Below are 14,760 nucleotides of genomic sequence, written 5' to 3' on the forward strand. Positions count from 1 at the left end.
AGGGACGGGCTACTTGATGTAGACGAGGCCGTCCGTGGTGATCGTGGGCCGGCCGGAGGTGCCGACGACGACGATCTTGACGGTGTGCTTGGCGCTGCTGGACCAGGTCTTGGTCCAGACGGCCTGCCGGTACTGGGTGGTGGAGGACTTCAGGTCGACCGTGGCGACCTTGGTGCCGTCGACGTAGACGTAGGCCTGGCCGGAGGTCGAGGCGCGGGAGACCACCCAGGCGGCGGAGCGGCCGGTGAAGGTCCAGGTGAGGGAGGCGCCCTTGGAGCCGCTGGAGTACGACTTGCCGCCGAGGTAGCTGGTCGACGAGCGGGTGGTCCAGCTGCCGGACTTGGTGGCGGAGCTCTCCTGGAGGATCACGGGCGTGTACGACGGGGACGACGTGCGGGAGTTGCCGGCGTAGTCATTGGCGCGCATCGACCAGGTGGAGGCGGCGCCGGACTTGGCGGTGCGGCTGGAGCTGGTGGTGGTCGGGCCGAAGGTGGCCGTGGTCGGGGACAGCAGCTCCACGGAGCGCAGGGCCGTTTCGTCCACCGCCTTCCAGCTGAGGGTGACCGGGACGGCGGCGGTGTTGACGGTGCCGCCGCGCAGGGCGAGCTTCGGCGTGGTGGTGAAGGTCGGGGCGGTCGTCTCCGCCGTGACGTTCAGCGCGGCCGTGGTCGCGGTCTTCCCGGACTGGTGCACGGCCCGCACGGCGACGGTGTGCTTGCCCGCGGCCACGGTGGCAGAGGCGGAGGTGGCGGTGCCGGACGTCGTGGCGACCGTCTTGCCGTCCACCAGCAGCTCGAAGTTCTTGATGAGCAAGCCCGGTGTGGTCGCCGTCCACTTCACGGTGAGGGCGCCCTTGGTGTAGTACGTCGAGCCCGACAGGGTCGCGCCGGTGACCGAGCCGATCTTCAGGCCCTGCACCGGGCCGGCCGCCCAGGAGCGGATGGTGGGCAGCTGGGCGTACAGGGAAGCGCCGGGGCACTCGGTGGCGTAGCCGTCGCGGTGACCGGAGATCCGGTTGAAGGTGTACGTGCTGCCCGCGGTGAAGCTGGCGCCGGAGAGGTTCTTCTGAGTGGCCGCCGTGGTGAGCTGGACGGTACCGGCGGGGTCGGCTCCGTACTGGCCGAGCTTCCACGCCGCCACACGGGCGACGGAGGCCAGCGCGGCGTCGGAGGCGCCGGTGGAGGTGTAGTCGCCGAGCACCGCGATGCCGGTGGACTCCCGGTTCCAGCCGTAGGTGTGGGCGCCGAGGACCGGCAGGCCGACACCGCCCTTGCGGCCCTCGAAGACGGTGCCGCACTTGTCGACCAGGAAGTTGTAGCCGATGTCGTTCCAGCCGTTGCCGCTCGGCTCGGCGTGCGTGTGGAACGCGTAGATACCGCGCACGATCGACGCCGACTGGTCGCAGGTGTAGGCGGCACCGTCCGTGTGGTGGACGAACACGGCCTTCACATCGGCGTTGTACTCCGACGGGTCGGGGCTGAGCGACTCGTCGGCGCCCCAGTCGGCGCGCGAGACGATCGGCGGCTGGGGGACGGTGGACGGCGGCGCCGACGGGGTGGCGGGCGGCGTGTCGGTGCTCGTCGCGTCGGGGCTGGTCCCGGCGACGAAGGCGGCCGGCTCGCTCCCGGTGGGAGCCTTGGTCTCGGCGTCGGTCACCACGCCCGGATCGACCAGGTTGACCTTGAGCCCCTTGGGCATCGGGCCGGTGGTGCCGTTCTTGCGGACGATCTGCACCTGAACGCCGTCGGAGGGCCCCACCCACAGCGGCTCGGACGCGCCGCGCACGCGGCTGCCGGGCTTCTCCAGCGGGTCGGCGTCCAGTTCGAGGTCGCGCCAGGCACTCCACTCGCCGGTCGCCGTGCTCCGGGTGCGCACCTGCGCCGTGCCGTGCAGACGCTGGGTGGCACCCGTCCAGGTGACGCCGAGCAGCGAGAACTGCTGGGTGTCCGTGCGCGGCAGCTCGCGCCTGGCGTCCGTGTCGCCGTTCAGCGCGAGGTCGTAGACCTTCGGCGGACGCTTGGCCCGGCCCGTGGCGCCGTGGTCGGCCGAAGGACTGGCGACGGCATACGTCACGATGCCCCCACCCCCGAGGACCACGGCACCGAGCGTCAACCACGCCCGTCTCTTCAGGCTCAGCGGTCTGTACGCGTGCGACGTACGACGGCTCACGGCGAATCCACCCCCACAGGGCCCGAAACGGACCGAAGAAGAAAATCAGGAGGCACACCCGTCACGCGGATGGCCCGGTTCATTCAGCGCTTCGCTGTCGGCGAACGTCACGGACAGATGGGTGACAGTGGCGCAGATCACTCCGACCGTCGTGCGGCGGCGCGCTCCCGCGCGGGCGGGAACTCCACGGCAGGCGAGCCGGGTGGTATGGTTCTGTCAGCACTTGTGTACGCCCTGTTGCGGGCGCCGGTGCGTTTCTTCATCAGTTCGCCGGTTCGCCGCGCCTGTCGCGGTCGACGCGATCTGCTTCTTCTCACCCTCTCCACGAGCGGCGATCCGCCCTCCCCGGGCAGCACGCCGCGGCCGAGATGGTGTCTCCCGCCGCAGGCCCTGCTCCACGCCTCCCTGCCGCGGCTTCTCCTTCCCCCCGCACGCCCCGTGCCGTCCGTCCGCGAAAGGACCTCCCTCCATGACCATCACCCTCGAACGCCCCGCCGCACCGCGGCAGCCGTCCGCGGCTGCCCGGTCCGTCACCGGTGTCCTGGACATCGACGCGTCCGGCAAGGGGCACCTGCGCGGCGAGGACTGCCTGCCCACGCCCGCCGACCCCCGCCTCTCCCCGGCGCTGATCCGCCGCCACGGCCTGCGCAAGGGCGATGCCCTCACCGGCGTACTCGGGCAGCAGCACACCGTCAGCGAGGTCACGCGCGTGGCCGGCCGCGCGCCGGACGAGGCCCGGGCCCGGCGCCGCTTCCACGACCTCACTCCGCTGCACCCGAGCGAGCGGCTGCGCCTCGAACACCCCGCCGCCGGGCTCACCGGCCGCGTCACCGACCTGATCGCGCCCGTCGGCAAGGGGCAGCGCGGGCTCGTCGTGGCACCACCGAAGACCGGGAAGACCGTGCTGCTCCAGCAGATCGCCGCCGCCGTGACCGGCAACCACCCCGAGTGCCGGCTGATGGTGGTGCTGCTCGACGAACGCCCCGAGGAGGTCACCGACATGCGGCGGCGTGTGCGCGGCGAGGTGTACGCCTCCACCTTCGACCGGTCCCCGAGGCAGCACATCGCGCTCGCCGAACTCGTCGTCGAGCGGGCCAAACGGCTGGTCGAGGCGGGCGAGGACGTGGTCGTCCTGCTCGACTCGCTCACCCGGCTGTGCCGGGCCCACAACAACGCGGCCGCGGCGGGCGGCCGCACCCTCAGCGGCGGGGTGGACGCGGGCGCGCTCCAGGGACCCAAGCGGCTCTTCGGAGCAGCGCGGTCGGTCGAGGAGGGCGGCTCGCTCACCATCCTGGCCACCGCGCTGGTGGAGACCGGCTCCCGCGCCGACGACTTCTTCTTCGAGGAGCTGAAGAGCACCGGCAACATGGAGCTGCGGCTGAGCCGCGAACTCGCCGACCGCCGCGTCTTCCCGGCCGTCGACATCGACCCCTCGGGCACCCGCCGCGAGGAACTCCTGCACAGCCCGGCCGAGTTGACGGCGGTGCGCGGCCTGCGACGCGTACTGCGCGGCCGCGAGGGCAGAACGGGCCTGGAGACCCTCCTGGAACGGCTGCGCGACACGCCCGACAACGCCACGTTCCTGCGCCGCGTCCAGCCGACCCTGCCCCGCGGCTAGCCGGCCGGGCGCTCGACACCCCTCCCCTTCGCGCCCGCTGCGCGTCCGTCAGCACATGCGTCCGTCAGGGCGTGCGCTAGGACATCCGGGTGCTCGCGAACCCCGTTCGGCTCTGGACAGCGCCCCACTTGCGCCCTTTTGTCCCTAGGTTTGCGATATGAAGATCAGATTTCCTATGCGCGCCTCCGTAGCGGCCTGCGCGCTCTGCGCCGCGACCACCCTGGCGCCGGCCTCTCCGGTCGCGGCCCTCGGCCCGACCGGCGGGGGCCCGGGCGCGATAGTGCGGCCCGAGGCGACCGTGCCGCAGCCGGCCGTGCTGTACGGCGAGGGCACGCAGGTCCGGCTCCGCAGCGGCGCGCACGCGGTTCCGGACGTCACCGCGCTGTCCTGGGTGGTGGCCGACGCCGCATCCGGCGAGGTGCTGGCCGCGCACGACGCGCACCGCAGGCTGCCGCCCGCGAGCACGCTCAAGACGCTGTTCGCGCTGACCGCGCTGCCGGCCTTCCCCGGAGGCATCCGGCACACCGTCAGCGCCAAGGAGCTGCTGGGCATCGGCGAGGGCAGCAGCCTGGTGGGGGTCGTCGAGGGCCACACGTACCAGGTGGCCGATCTGTGGCGGGGGGTGTTCCTCAACTCCGGCAACGACGCGGTGCACGTGCTCGCCGCGCTCAACGGGGGCTGGGAGCACACGGCCCGGCAGATGGAGGACAAGGCCCGCTCCCTGGGTGCCCTGGACACCACGGTCGTCTCCCCCGACGGGTATGACGCCGACGGGCAGGACTCCTCGGCGTACGACCTGGCCGTGTTCGGGCGGGCCGGACTGCGCGACCCGGACTTCGCGCGGTACTGCTCCACCGCGCGAGCCGCCTTCCCCGGCACCGAGGGCACGTTCCAGATCGCGAACACCAACCGCCTGCTGACCGGCGCCGACGGCGTGGCGCCGTATCCGGGTCTGATCGGGATCAAGAACGGTTACACCACCAACGCGGGCAACACGCTCGTCGCCGCGGCCCACCGCAGCGGGCGCACCCTCGTGGTGACGGTGATGCACCCCCAGGCGGGCGGCCACGCCGTCTACGAGGAGGCGCGCGCGCTGCTGGACTGGGGGTTCGCCGCCGCCGGGCACGTCGACCCGGTCGGCTCGCTCGACGCCCTGCGGCCCGTCCCGCGCGGGGCGACGACCGGGGCGAAGCCCAAAACGGCGGTCGTGGCCTCCACCGGGGCACCCCGGCCCGCCGAGCCGGACTGGACGCAGACGGGGACCATCGCGGGCGCCGCCGGGCTGGGCGCGGGGGTCCTGCTGCTCGGTCTGCGGTTCCGGTACAAGCGTGCCTCGCGCGCCTGACCGGCCGACGACCGGGCACGGTCCGCACGGCGTCGCCGGGCTGCCCCTCAGAACACCGACAGGCCGGTGAGGGTCGTGAAGCGGTCCAGGGCCGCCACGCCGGCCACGGAGTTGCCGCGCTCGTCCAGGCCGGGGCTCCACACGCACAGCGCGATCCGGCCCGGTACGACGGCGACGATGCCGCCGCCCACGCCGCTCTTGCCGGGCAGGCCGACCCGGTAGGCGAAGTCGCCGGCCGCGTCGTACGTCCCGCAGGTCAGCATGACCGCGTTGACCTGTTTGGCCTGGCTGCCTTCGAGCAGCCGGGTGCCGTCCGCCCGTATGCCGTGCCGGGCGAGGAACGAGGTGGCCAGCGCGAGGTCGGCGCAGGAGGCCGCGATCGAGCACTGGCGGAAGTACTGGTCCAGCAGGACAGGCACCGGATTGTCGACGTTCCCGTAGGACGCCATGAGGTGGGCGAGGGCGGCGTTGCGGTCGCCGTGCGCGGTCTCCGACGCGGCGACCTCCTCGTCGAAGTCCAGATCCGGGTTGCCGCTCTCGGCGCGCAGGAAGTGCAGCAGCTCGCCCGCCGCGTCGCCGGTACGGGTCTGGAGCCGGTCGGTGACCACCAGGGCGCCGGCGTTGATGAACGGGTTGCGCGGGATGCCGTTCTCGTACTCCAGCTGCACCAGGGAGTTGAACGGGTTGCCGGAGGGCTCGCGGCCCACGTGCTCCCAGAGTTCGTCGCCCTCGCGCGCCAGGTCGAGGGCGAGGGTGAACACCTTGGTGAGGGACTGCGTGGAGAACGGCTCCCGCCAGTCCCCCACTCCGTACACCGTGCCGTCCAGCTCCGCGACGGCCATGCCGAAGGCGCGGGCGTCACGGGCGGCGAGCGCCGGGATGTAGTCGGCCGGACGCCCGCGGCCGGGCGTGTGCCCGATCTCCTCGGCGATGCGCTCCAGGACCGGCAGGTAGGTCGGGGACGACGTCATGATCGCCATTCTGCCTCCGGGCCGGTCCCCGTGCGCTGCGACGGCGGCCGGCCGACGGGCACGGCAGTGCCGCGCGACTCGGCCGCCACCCGGTGCTCAGCTGCTGAGGACACCCGTGCCGAGCAGGCCGAACAGCAGCAGGCCGACCAGGATCCGGTAGACGACGAACGCGTTGAAGGAGTGCTTGGCGACGAACTTCAGCAGCCAGGCGATGGAGCCGTAGGCCACCACGAAGGACACCACGGTGCCGACGGCGAGGGGGACGGCGCCCACGTTCTCGCCGAGCGCGTCCTTGAGTTCGTAGATGCCGGCGCCGGTCAGGGCCGGGAGGCCGAGGAAGAAGGACAGGCGGGTGGCGGCGACGCGGTCCAGGTCCAGGATGAGCGCGGTCGACATGGTGGCGCCGGAGCGGGAGAAGCCGGGGAAGAGCAGGGCGAGGATCTGGGAGCTGCCGACCAGCATCGCGTCCTTGAAGGAGGTGTCGTCCTCACCGCGCTTGTGCCGGCCCATCTGGTCCGCGCACCACATCACCACGCTGCCCGCGATCAGCGAGCCGGCGACCACCCACAGGGAGCCGAGCGGCCCCTCGATGAAGGGCTTGGCGGCCAGGCCCACCACCACGATCGGCATCGTCGCGAAGATGACCCACCAGGCGAACTTGTAGTCGTGGTGGTAGCGCTCCTCCCGGTGCGCCAGTCCGCGGAACCAGGCGGACATGATCCGCACGATGTCCTTGAAGAAGTACACCAGCACGGCGGCGATGGCGCCGACCTGGATGACGGCGGAGAACGCGACGACCGACGCGTCGTCGACGGGGATGCCCATGAGCCCCTCGGTGATCTTCAGGTGGCCGGTGGAGGACACGGGGAGGAACTCGGTCACCCCCTCGACGACTCCGAGGACGACGGCCTGACCGACGGAGATGGCGCTCATGGGATCCAGTTCTGGGGACGGTGATCGACAGTGGTGGTCACACACTTACGGTGCCGAGGTGACAGCCCGGTGACGGGCACCGGAATCCCGTGGCAACCGTCGGAGGCTTCCGGCGGTCCGCGCCTCAGAGGACTCCGGCGATCCACACCCCGGCGAAGGCCGCGCCGAGACCCGCCGCGACGCTGGCGACGACGTTGGCGAGGGCGTAGGAGCCGGCACCGGTCTCGGTGAGCCGCAGCGTCTCGTAGGAGAAGGTCGAGTACGTGGTCAGGGCCCCGCACAGACCGGTGCCGAGGAGCAGTTGCAGGTGCGGTCCTGCGACGCCCCCGGCCGCCGCGCCGGTCAGCAGGCCGAGTATCAGACAGCCTGAGACGTTCACCACGAAGGTGCCCCAGGGGAACACCGAGTCGTGCCGGGACTGCACCGCACGGTCGGTGAGGTAGCGCAGGGGCGCGCCGACCGCCGCCCCGGCGACCACCAGCAGCCAGTTCACGACGGCGCCCCGCCCTTCGCGGCCGCGCGGCCGACGTACCGGATGACCTCGCAGTCGTCGAGCATCACCAGCCCCTCGGCGACCAGCTCGTCCAGCTGCGGCAGGAACGCCCGCACCCGCTCCTCGGTGTCCACGATCACCACCGCCACCGGCAGGTCCTCGCTCATCGACAGCAGTCGCGAGGTGTGGATCAGTGAGGTCGCGCCGAACCCCTCCACACCACGGAAGACGCTGGCGCCCGCGAGGCCCGCCGCATGGGCCCGGTGGACGATCTCGGAGTACAGGGGCCGGTGGTGCCAGGTGTCGTTCTCCCCGACGAAGACGGTCACGCGCAGTGCGCTGCCGGTGAGCCTGGTCATCATCCCTGCCTCCACTTCAGAACACGGCGGGCCGCCGTCATGGCGAGCCACACCGCCGCGAGCGCCGCGCACGGCGTCGCGGCGAGGTACGCCAGCCCGGTGCCGGCGTGGCCGGAGTCCACCAGCCGCTGGATGTCGACGGCGTACGTCGAGAAGGTGGTGAAACCACCGAGCACACCGGTACCGAAGAACGGGCGGACCAGCCGGTGGGCGCCCCACACGTCGGTGATGACCACCATGAAGACACCGATCACCGCGCATCCGAGGACGTTGACCCAGAAGATCGCCCAGGGGAAGCCCCCGGTCGGGGCCGGCAGCCACTGCGAGACGGCGTAGCGGGCGGTGGCCCCGAGCGCTCCGCCGAGCGCCACCACCGCGACCACCGGTGTCTGCGTCCGCCAGGCACGCCGCCGCGCGGGACTGGTCCGCGCCCGCAGGCTCTCTTTTTCCGGGACGGTCATGCTGCTGCGTCTCCTGCTCGCCCGCGTCCGGGCACCCCGGAACGCTCCTTGTACGCGAGTAGGGACCGTTGGCGGCACCAGTGCCACGGTTTCGGTACGGCGGGCCCCACCGCCGCGCCGCGAGGTCGTCGCGGCCGGGGTCCAGGCTAACCCCACCCGGATCCGTACCGCACGCGCCGACGGGGGTGTGTACGGCGAGGGGGTGACGCCTGCCGCAACCGGTCAGGATCGGAGAAGCCGCGCGGCACCCGACCGCCCTAGCGTGGAACCGTCGACGCACACGTCGGCCCCCCTCCTCTGTCGAGGGCGGAGACATTGCTCTGCCGAGTGCGAAGCCTCTGCCGAGTGCACGGCCTCCGCCGACCACAGAGCCGAACACCAAGGAGCACCACCATGGCCCTGACCGCCGGCCTCCAGACGATCATCTACCCCGTCAAGGACCTCGACCGGGCCAAAGCCCTGTTCAGCGCGCTGCTGGAGGTCGAGCCGTACGCCGACACGCCCTACTACGTCGGGTACAAGGCTGCCGGGCAGGACGTCGGGCTCGACCCGAACGGACACGGCAAGGGCATGACCGGACCGGTGCCGTACTGGCACGTCGACGACATCAGGGCCCGGCTGGCGGCGCTGGTGGCCGCGGGCGCCGAGGTGCTCCAGGACGTGCAGGAGGTGGGCGGCGGCAGGCTGATCGCCTCGGCGAAGGACGCCGAAGGTAACCTGATCGGTCTCCTCCAGGACGCCTGAGCCGGCCGCCGCGGCGGTGCCGCCCACCGCGGACGGCCGGGCGGGTTCGGCCGGTCCTCGCGGCACCGCTCAGCCCTGCGGCCGGGCCAGCAGGTTGCGCACTCCCTCCGAGGTGAGCGTCAGACCGTGGGGCGAACTGGCGTCTATGGTCAGCGACAGGTCGTCGGCCGGCCACTGGGACGCCAGCGCGCCGAGCGGCACGAGGCGGTAGCGGGAGACGAAGGGCAGCAGGTCGGACATCTCCAGTTCGGAGGTGAACACGGGCACCACCGGCGCCCCGCCCGGCTGTTCGAGCACGGGCAGGGCCACCGCCGTGGGGTTGGTGGCGTCCTCCTCGCTCGCGTCGTCCGGCACGGGGACCAGCACGTCGCTGCTCGCGAGCGTCTCCAGTGCCCTCGTGTCCTCGGCGTTCTCGACGAGCACGTCCAGCGCTTGCTGGGCGGGCGTCGGGGTGTTGTCGTTCGCTGGTGTCTGCATGGCGGTTTTCCCTGGTCGCGGCAGTCGAGCGGCCCACCCGGCAGCTGACCGGCCGGGCACGGGCTCTGCTCGCGTACCCGATCGCACACCGCGCAATCACAGGGTGCCGGGAGATTCCACGAGCCGTACCGGCCGACGGCGGTGACCGGCGGTCCGCGAGGCGGCGCCCGGTGTCACCACGGGGTGCGGCAGATCGCGACGGCCGCCGCGTCGTCGCCCAGGTGGCCGTGGGTGTGGGCGAGGAGGTCGTCGTGGAGCCGGCGCAGGACGAGGTCCGGCGGTTCGCCGGCCCAGGCGCCGGCCCGGTCGGCGAGGGGGTAGAAGTCGCCCCGCGCGTTGCGCGCCTCCAGGACGCCGTCGGTGTGCAGGAGCAGGGTGTTGCCGGGCAGGAAAGGGAACGAGGCGACCATGTAGTCCACGGCGTCGGACAGTTCGCCCAGTCCCAGTGGTGGTGCGACGACCTGCGCGGTCAGGGGCTCGGCACTCGCCCCGCCGATGAGCAGCGGGGCGGGGTGGCCGCAGTTGAGCAGGTGCAGCACGGGCTCGGTGTCGGGGATGTCCACCAGCAGCGCGGTGGCGAAGGACTCGTCGATGTCGAGCATCTGCGCGGTCTGCCACTGCCGGAACTCCCAGCGCATGGCACCGTCCAGATGTACGGCCAGCCGCGGCAGCGAGGGCCGGCGGTGCGCGGCCGCGCGGAAGGCGCCGAGCAGCAGTGCGGCATGGCTGATCGCGGGCAGGCCCTTGCCCCGCACGTCGGCGATCAGCAGCCGGGTGCTGTGTCCGGTGCGGGCGGCGGCGTAGAGGTCCCCGCCCATGGTGGCCTCGTCCTGGGCGGCGAGGTACAGGCAGGCGATCCGCAGGGGGCCGCTGCGCTCGGGCAGGGCCGGGAAGAGCACGTTCTGGACGGCCTGGGCCACGAACCGGCTCTGCGCCAACTGGTGCTCGCGCCGGTCCCGGAACAGGCAGAACACCACGATCAGGCCGGAGACGATGACCAGGGACGCGACCTCCGCCTGGAGGTTCTGGGTGCCCAGCGTGCCCTGGACCCCTCCGATGAAGAGTTCGGTCCCGACGGTGAGCGCGCCGATCAGCGCGGTGAGCCAGGGCCCGGAGAACGCGGCGGTGAAGGCGGGGGCCGCGACCAGCAGCGGGCCGAGGTGCACATCCGGCGGGGTGAGGGCGTCCACGACGCCCACCACAGCGATCAGCACCAGGGGGATGAGGATCAGGAGCCGTCCCGATGGTGAACGCCGTAGGTCCATGAGCGACACACGCCATGTTCTCACCCCTGGGCCGACCCGGCGAGGCGGTGGTCGCCGCGGGCCGCGCCGCCGGAGTCGGGGCGGTGGACGGCGCCGTGCGCGGGCCCTCCGCGACGCGGAGGCGCGGAGGACCCCGGTGGGCTCACTGCCGAACCCCGGGGTCCGGGTAACCAGCGACCGGGGGCCGATGCGCGGGGCCTGCCCCGGCCGTCGGTCCCGGCCGTCGGACCGGGAGGGTGCGCGTCAGTCGGTTGCGGCGGGTGGTGCGGTCGTGCCGCGCACTTCCAGGACCGGGCTGGTCAGCTCCACCGTTCCGGGCGAGTCCGGATCGTCGATGCGGTCGAACAGCCGCTGGGCGGCGCGCCGGCCCACGTCGTGGCCGGCGTTGTCCACGGTGGTCAGCCACAGGTGGCGCAGACGCGACAGGTAGGTGTTGTCGTAGCCGGCCAGGGAGAGGTCCCGGGGGACCCGAAGGCCGCTCTCCTCCGCGGCGGACAGCGCGCCGACACAGGCCATGTCATTGACCGCGAACACGGCGGTGGGCCGCCGGGCCCGGCTGAGCAGCCGTACGGTGGCCCGGTAGCCGCCCTCCTCGGTGAGGTCGCCCTGCTCGACGACCGCCGTGCCGGCCAGCCCGTGCAGGCGCATGGTGGCCTCGAAGCCGCGGCGGCGCAGCTCGCCGACGGCGCCCCGGCCGGCGATGTGGGCGATGTGCCGGTGGCCGAGGGCGATGAGGTGCTCGGTGGCCAGTCGGGCGCCCTGCTCGTCGTCGCCCGCGACGACGTCCACCCGCGGCAGGTCGGGTTCACGGGTACCGGCGACGACGGTGGGCACCCGGCCGGCCGCGACGCGCAGGGCCCTCGGTTCCCACAGGGTTCCGACGGCGACCAGGCCGTCGACACGCAGTTCGGTGAAGGTCCGGGTAAGGTCCTCCCCCAGGCGCCGGTTGAGGTGGCCGTCGGCGAGCAGCACGTGCAGACCGCGGTCGTACAGGCGGGAGTTCAGCCCGTCGAGGAGTTCCACGAACCAGGGGTTGCGCAGGTCGTTCAGCAGCACGCCGACGGTGCGGGTGCGGCGCTCGCTGAGGCTGCGGGCGGCCGCGTTGGGCCGGTAGCCGAGTTCCTCGACCGCGGCGAGGACCGCCTGCCGCTTTTCCGGACGCACGCTGCCGGAGCCGCGCAGCACCAGCGAGACCAGGGACTTGGACACACCGGCACGCGCGGCGACGTCGCGGATGGTGGGTGGGCGCACGGTGTGGACCGTTCCACGGGGGCAGGCCTCTTGTAAAGGGCCAGGAAGCGGTCCGGAGGCGCCGGAAGGGAGCTTCACACGGCGGATCGACCGGTGTCCCGCCTGCCTTGCCAGGTGGCTTGACACCCTGCGAGGGACGGCCCCATGGTGAGCCACCAGGTTGTGGATCGGTCCAAACGAGGGGTGTCATGGTGCCTACGCTCGGCGTCGCCGTCGTCGGATTCGGCTGGATGGGACGGGTGCACACGCAGGCGTACTCCCGTGTGGCCCACCACTTCCCCCGGCTCGCGGTACGTCCGCGTCTGGTCGCCGTCGCCGACGAGGTCCCCGGCCGGGCCGAGGAGGCGGCCGAGCGGTACGGCTTCGACTCCGCCACCCGCGACTGGCGGGAGGTCGCCGCCGACCCCCGGGTGCGGGCGGTCAGCGTCACCGCCCCGAACTTCCTGCACCGCGAGATCGGTCTGGCCATGGCCGCGGCGGGCAAGCACATCTGGATCGAGAAACCGGTGGGCCTGAGCGCCGACGACGCCCGCGCGGTCGCCGAGGCCGCCGCCGAAGCCGGTGTGCGGGGCACGGTCGGCTTCAACTACCGCAACGCCCCCGCCGTCGCCGCCGCCCGCGAGCTGATCGCGGCCGGCGAGATCGGCCGGGTCACCCATGTGCGCATCCGGCTGTTCAGCGACTACGCGGCCCATCCTGAAGGTGCCCTGACCTGGCGCTACGAACGGGAACGCGGCGGCAGCGGGGTACTGGGCGACCTGGCCTCGCACGGGGTCGACCTGGCCCGTCATCTGCTCGGCGAGATCGATTCGCTGGCCGCCGACACCGCCGTGTTCGTGCCCGAACGGGCCCGGCCCACCGGCGCCACCGCCGGTCACACCCGGGCGGCGGGTGGCGAGCTCGGGCCGGTCGAGAACGACGACTACGTCAGCTGCCTGCTGCGGTTCGCCTCCGGCGCGCGCGGCGTCCTGGAGGCGTGCCGGGTCTCGGTGGGCGAGCAGAACGCCTACGGCTTCGAGATCCACGGCACCCGGGGCGCGCTTCGGTGGGACTTCCGGCGCATGGGCGAACTCGGCGTCAGCCGCGGCACCGGATACCAGGACCAGCCCGTCAGCACCGTCTACGTGGGGCCCGGCCACGGCGAGTACGAGGCCTTCCAGCCGGGTGCGGCCAACGCCATGGGCTACGACGACCTCAAGGTCATCGAGGCGTACCACTTCCTGCGCTCGGTCGCGGAGGGCGCGGCCCACGGCGCCACCCTCGACGACGCCGTGGCCGCCGCGGTGGTCCTGGACGCGATGGCACGCTCCGCCGAGCGGCGCGCGTGGGTGACGCTCGGCTGACCCGCGCCGCCTCATCGCGGCGTCAGGTCCGTGCGCGGCGTGATCGCCCAGTGGTCGGTGCGCAGCACCCGGCCGGCGAACGCCGTCTCGCGCTCGCCCACGAACCGGAAGCCGAGCGAGCGGCAGATGCCGTTCGAGGCCGCGTTGGTGGTGGCCGGGAAGGCGTGCACCACTCCCCAGCGGTCCTCGTCCCGCGCCCGTTCCAGCAGCGCGCGGGCCGCGCGCCCGCCGAGGCCGCGGCCCTGGTACCGGGGCAGCACCATCCAGCCGATCACATCGTCGGGGGTGACGTCACGCAAGAGCACGGGGCCTCCTGAGCGCAGGTGGGTGTAGGTGCCATGTACGGACTGGGTCATGATGGGGCCTGCCCGGCCGATCCGGCGCGCGAACCCGTGCCTGTTCGGCTTCCTGTGAACAGCCTGAGGAGAAGCCCCCGTTGAACACCGGCGCCCCGGTTCCCGACAGCTACTACGAGCGCATCGACGAGCGCCGTTTCAAGCCCACCGCGCACGCCGGCGGCGCGTGGGACGTGCGCGAGCAGCACTTCAGCCCACTGGGCGGACTGGTCGTCCACGCGGTCGAGGACCATCTGGCCGCGTGTGGGGGCAGCGCGCTGATACCGGCCCGGATCAGCTACGACATCCTGGGCCGCCCGGCCCTGGACGAGTGCGAGATCGAGGTGGAAACCCTCCGCCCCGGCCGCACCATCGAACTCCTGGAAGCCGTCGTGCGCATCGCCGGCCGTCCGGTGGTCCGGGCCCGCGTCTGGCTGCTGTCGGCCCAGGACACCGCGGCCGTCGCCGGGGGCGCCGGCGACCGGCTCGCCCCGCCCGAGGGGCTCTCGTCCTGGGCGATGGACGAGCTCTGGCCGGGCGGTTTCATCGCGTCCCTGGACATCCGCCCGCTCGCCCCGCCGAGCCCCGGCCGCACCACCGCCTGGGTCTCCACCCCGCTCACCCTGGTCGCCGGCGAGCCCAGCGGCCCGCTCGCCTCGTACCTCTCCCTCGTCGACACGGCGAACGGCATCGCCGCACGCCAGTCGCCCACCGAGTGGATGTTCCCCAACGTCGACCTGACCGTGCACCTGCACCGCCGCCCGGAGGGCCGCTGGACCGGTCTGGACACCACCGTCGCCTTCGGCCCGACCGGCGTGGGCCTGACCAGCACGGTCCTGCACGACCTGCACGGCCCGGTCGGTCACGCCCAGCAGATCCTGACCGTGCGCCCCATGCCCGGCGGCTGACCGCGCCGGGCCCCACGCCGTCGCGGGCCGGCCGCCCGTCGCGGCCCGGTCCGTCGCGTACGGCGCGCGCGATCGACGCGGAACTGAT

General features: G+C 72.8%; 14 protein-coding genes and 1 pseudogene. 5 read left to right on the top strand and 10 right to left on the bottom strand.

The genetic code is table 11. From position 1 onward, the window contains the following. Positions 1 to 9: 9 nt before the first annotated feature. On the bottom strand, positions 10 to 2,130 hold the full coding sequence (locus tag ACTYVM_RS21705; RefSeq protein ID WP_445527618.1) for a peptidoglycan recognition protein family protein: 2,121 nt from the start codon (positions 2,128 to 2,130) through the stop codon (positions 10 to 12). Between the two features lie 508 nt (positions 2,131 to 2,638). On the opposite strand from ACTYVM_RS21705, the gene rho reads away from it, so the two are divergent. Together rho and ACTYVM_RS21715 are read left to right on the top strand one after the other, a co-directional pair. After that, positions 2,639 to 3,787, top strand: coding sequence for a transcription termination factor Rho (rho, locus tag ACTYVM_RS21710; protein WP_445527519.1), 1,149 nt, complete (start codon positions 2,639 to 2,641; stop codon positions 3,785 to 3,787). A 157-nt stretch (positions 3,788 to 3,944) separates the two neighbouring features. Continuing rightward, complete coding sequence (locus ACTYVM_RS21715; RefSeq protein WP_445527520.1) at positions 3,945 to 5,132, top strand: D-alanyl-D-alanine carboxypeptidase family protein; 1,188 nt, start codon at positions 3,945 to 3,947, stop codon at positions 5,130 to 5,132. 47 nt (positions 5,133 to 5,179) lie between these two features. On the opposite strand, the gene ACTYVM_RS21720 is transcribed toward ACTYVM_RS21715, so the two are convergent. The 5 genes from ACTYVM_RS21720 to crcB (ACTYVM_RS21740) form a co-directional block, all read right to left on the bottom strand. Next, positions 5,180 to 6,112, bottom strand: coding sequence for a glutaminase (locus tag ACTYVM_RS21720; RefSeq protein WP_445527521.1), 933 nt, complete (start codon positions 6,110 to 6,112; stop codon positions 5,180 to 5,182). An 87-nt stretch (positions 6,113 to 6,199) separates the two neighbouring features. Further along, a complete protein-coding gene (locus ACTYVM_RS21725; RefSeq protein WP_400034876.1) occupies positions 6,200 to 7,036 on the bottom strand; it encodes an undecaprenyl-diphosphate phosphatase in 837 nt (278 codons plus the stop codon). Between the two features lie 124 nt (positions 7,037 to 7,160). Next, on the bottom strand, positions 7,161 to 7,529 hold the full coding sequence (crcB, locus tag ACTYVM_RS21730; protein WP_400034874.1) for a fluoride efflux transporter CrcB: 369 nt from the start codon (positions 7,527 to 7,529) through the stop codon (positions 7,161 to 7,163). Further along, positions 7,526 to 7,888: a DUF190 domain-containing protein gene (locus ACTYVM_RS21735; RefSeq protein ID WP_400035210.1), complete on the bottom strand. Its 363-nt coding sequence runs from the start codon at positions 7,886 to 7,888 to the stop codon at positions 7,526 to 7,528. The genes crcB (ACTYVM_RS21730) and ACTYVM_RS21735 overlap by 4 nt, the downstream gene beginning before the upstream one ends. Next, positions 7,888 to 8,349: a fluoride efflux transporter CrcB gene (gene crcB, locus ACTYVM_RS21740; protein ID WP_400034872.1), complete on the bottom strand. Its 462-nt coding sequence runs from the start codon at positions 8,347 to 8,349 to the stop codon at positions 7,888 to 7,890. Before crcB (ACTYVM_RS21740) ends, ACTYVM_RS21735 begins: the two co-directional genes overlap by 1 nt. A gap of 399 nt (positions 8,350 to 8,748) precedes the next feature. On the opposite strand from crcB (ACTYVM_RS21740), the gene ACTYVM_RS21745 reads away from it, so the two are divergent. Further along, the gene (locus ACTYVM_RS21745) at positions 8,749 to 9,093 is read left to right on the top strand and encodes a VOC family protein (protein WP_445527619.1); all 345 of its coding nucleotides are present in this window, start codon (positions 8,749 to 8,751) and stop codon (positions 9,091 to 9,093) included. A 69-nt stretch (positions 9,094 to 9,162) separates the two neighbouring features. Here the strand turns inward: ACTYVM_RS21745 and ACTYVM_RS21750 are convergent, their stop codons facing one another. From ACTYVM_RS21750 to ACTYVM_RS21760, 3 genes are all read right to left on the bottom strand, one after another. Further along, positions 9,163 to 9,570 (bottom strand): SseB family protein, encoded by a 408-nt coding sequence (locus ACTYVM_RS21750; protein ID WP_445527522.1) that lies wholly within the window; start codon positions 9,568 to 9,570, stop codon positions 9,163 to 9,165. A 173-nt stretch (positions 9,571 to 9,743) separates the two neighbouring features. Then, entirely contained in the window at positions 9,744 to 10,835 is a 1,092-nt protein-coding gene (locus tag ACTYVM_RS21755) for a PP2C family protein-serine/threonine phosphatase (protein WP_445527620.1), read from the bottom strand. Between the two features lie 243 nt (positions 10,836 to 11,078). After that, positions 11,079 to 12,086: a LacI family DNA-binding transcriptional regulator gene (locus ACTYVM_RS21760; protein WP_445527523.1), complete on the bottom strand. Its 1,008-nt coding sequence runs from the start codon at positions 12,084 to 12,086 to the stop codon at positions 11,079 to 11,081. 188 nt (positions 12,087 to 12,274) lie between these two features. Between ACTYVM_RS21760 and ACTYVM_RS21765 the strand changes: the two genes are divergently transcribed. Further along, positions 12,275 to 13,429, top strand: coding sequence for a Gfo/Idh/MocA family protein (locus ACTYVM_RS21765; RefSeq protein WP_445527524.1), 1,155 nt, complete (start codon positions 12,275 to 12,277; stop codon positions 13,427 to 13,429). Between the two features lie 11 nt (positions 13,430 to 13,440). On the opposite strand, the pseudogene ACTYVM_RS21770 reads toward ACTYVM_RS21765, so the two are convergent. Continuing rightward, positions 13,441 to 13,740, bottom strand: a pseudogene (locus ACTYVM_RS21770) (GNAT family N-acetyltransferase); the annotation flags it as partial. A gap of 125 nt (positions 13,741 to 13,865) precedes the next feature. On the opposite strand from ACTYVM_RS21770, the gene ACTYVM_RS21775 reads away from it, so the two are divergent. Continuing rightward, on the top strand, positions 13,866 to 14,672 hold the full coding sequence (locus ACTYVM_RS21775; protein WP_445527525.1) for a thioesterase family protein: 807 nt from the start codon (positions 13,866 to 13,868) through the stop codon (positions 14,670 to 14,672). The last annotated feature ends 88 nt before the right edge of the window (positions 14,673 to 14,760 follow it).

It is taken from the genome of Streptomyces cyslabdanicus, from assembly GCF_052663305.1.

Coding starts and splice junctions, on each gene's coding strand:
- crcB (WP_400034872.1), bottom strand. CDS start 8,349: ATGACCGTCCCGGAAAAAGAGAGCCTGCGGGCGCGGACCAGTCCCGCG.
- ACTYVM_RS21725 (WP_400034876.1), bottom strand. CDS start 7,036: ATGAGCGCCATCTCCGTCGGTCAGGCCGTCGTCCTCGGAGTCGTCGAG.
- ACTYVM_RS21720 (WP_445527521.1), bottom strand. CDS start 6,112: ATGGCGATCATGACGTCGTCCCCGACCTACCTGCCGGTCCTGGAGCGC.
- ACTYVM_RS21735 (WP_400035210.1), bottom strand. CDS start 7,888: ATGACCAGGCTCACCGGCAGCGCACTGCGCGTGACCGTCTTCGTCGGG.
- ACTYVM_RS21750 (WP_445527522.1), bottom strand. CDS start 9,570: ATGCAGACACCAGCGAACGACAACACCCCGACGCCCGCCCAGCAAGCG.
- ACTYVM_RS21765 (WP_445527524.1), top strand. CDS start 12,275: ATGGTGCCTACGCTCGGCGTCGCCGTCGTCGGATTCGGCTGGATGGGA.
- rho (WP_445527519.1), top strand. CDS start 2,639: ATGACCATCACCCTCGAACGCCCCGCCGCACCGCGGCAGCCGTCCGCG.
- ACTYVM_RS21755 (WP_445527620.1), bottom strand. CDS start 10,835: ATGGACCTACGGCGTTCACCATCGGGACGGCTCCTGATCCTCATCCCC.
- ACTYVM_RS21715 (WP_445527520.1), top strand. CDS start 3,945: ATGAAGATCAGATTTCCTATGCGCGCCTCCGTAGCGGCCTGCGCGCTC.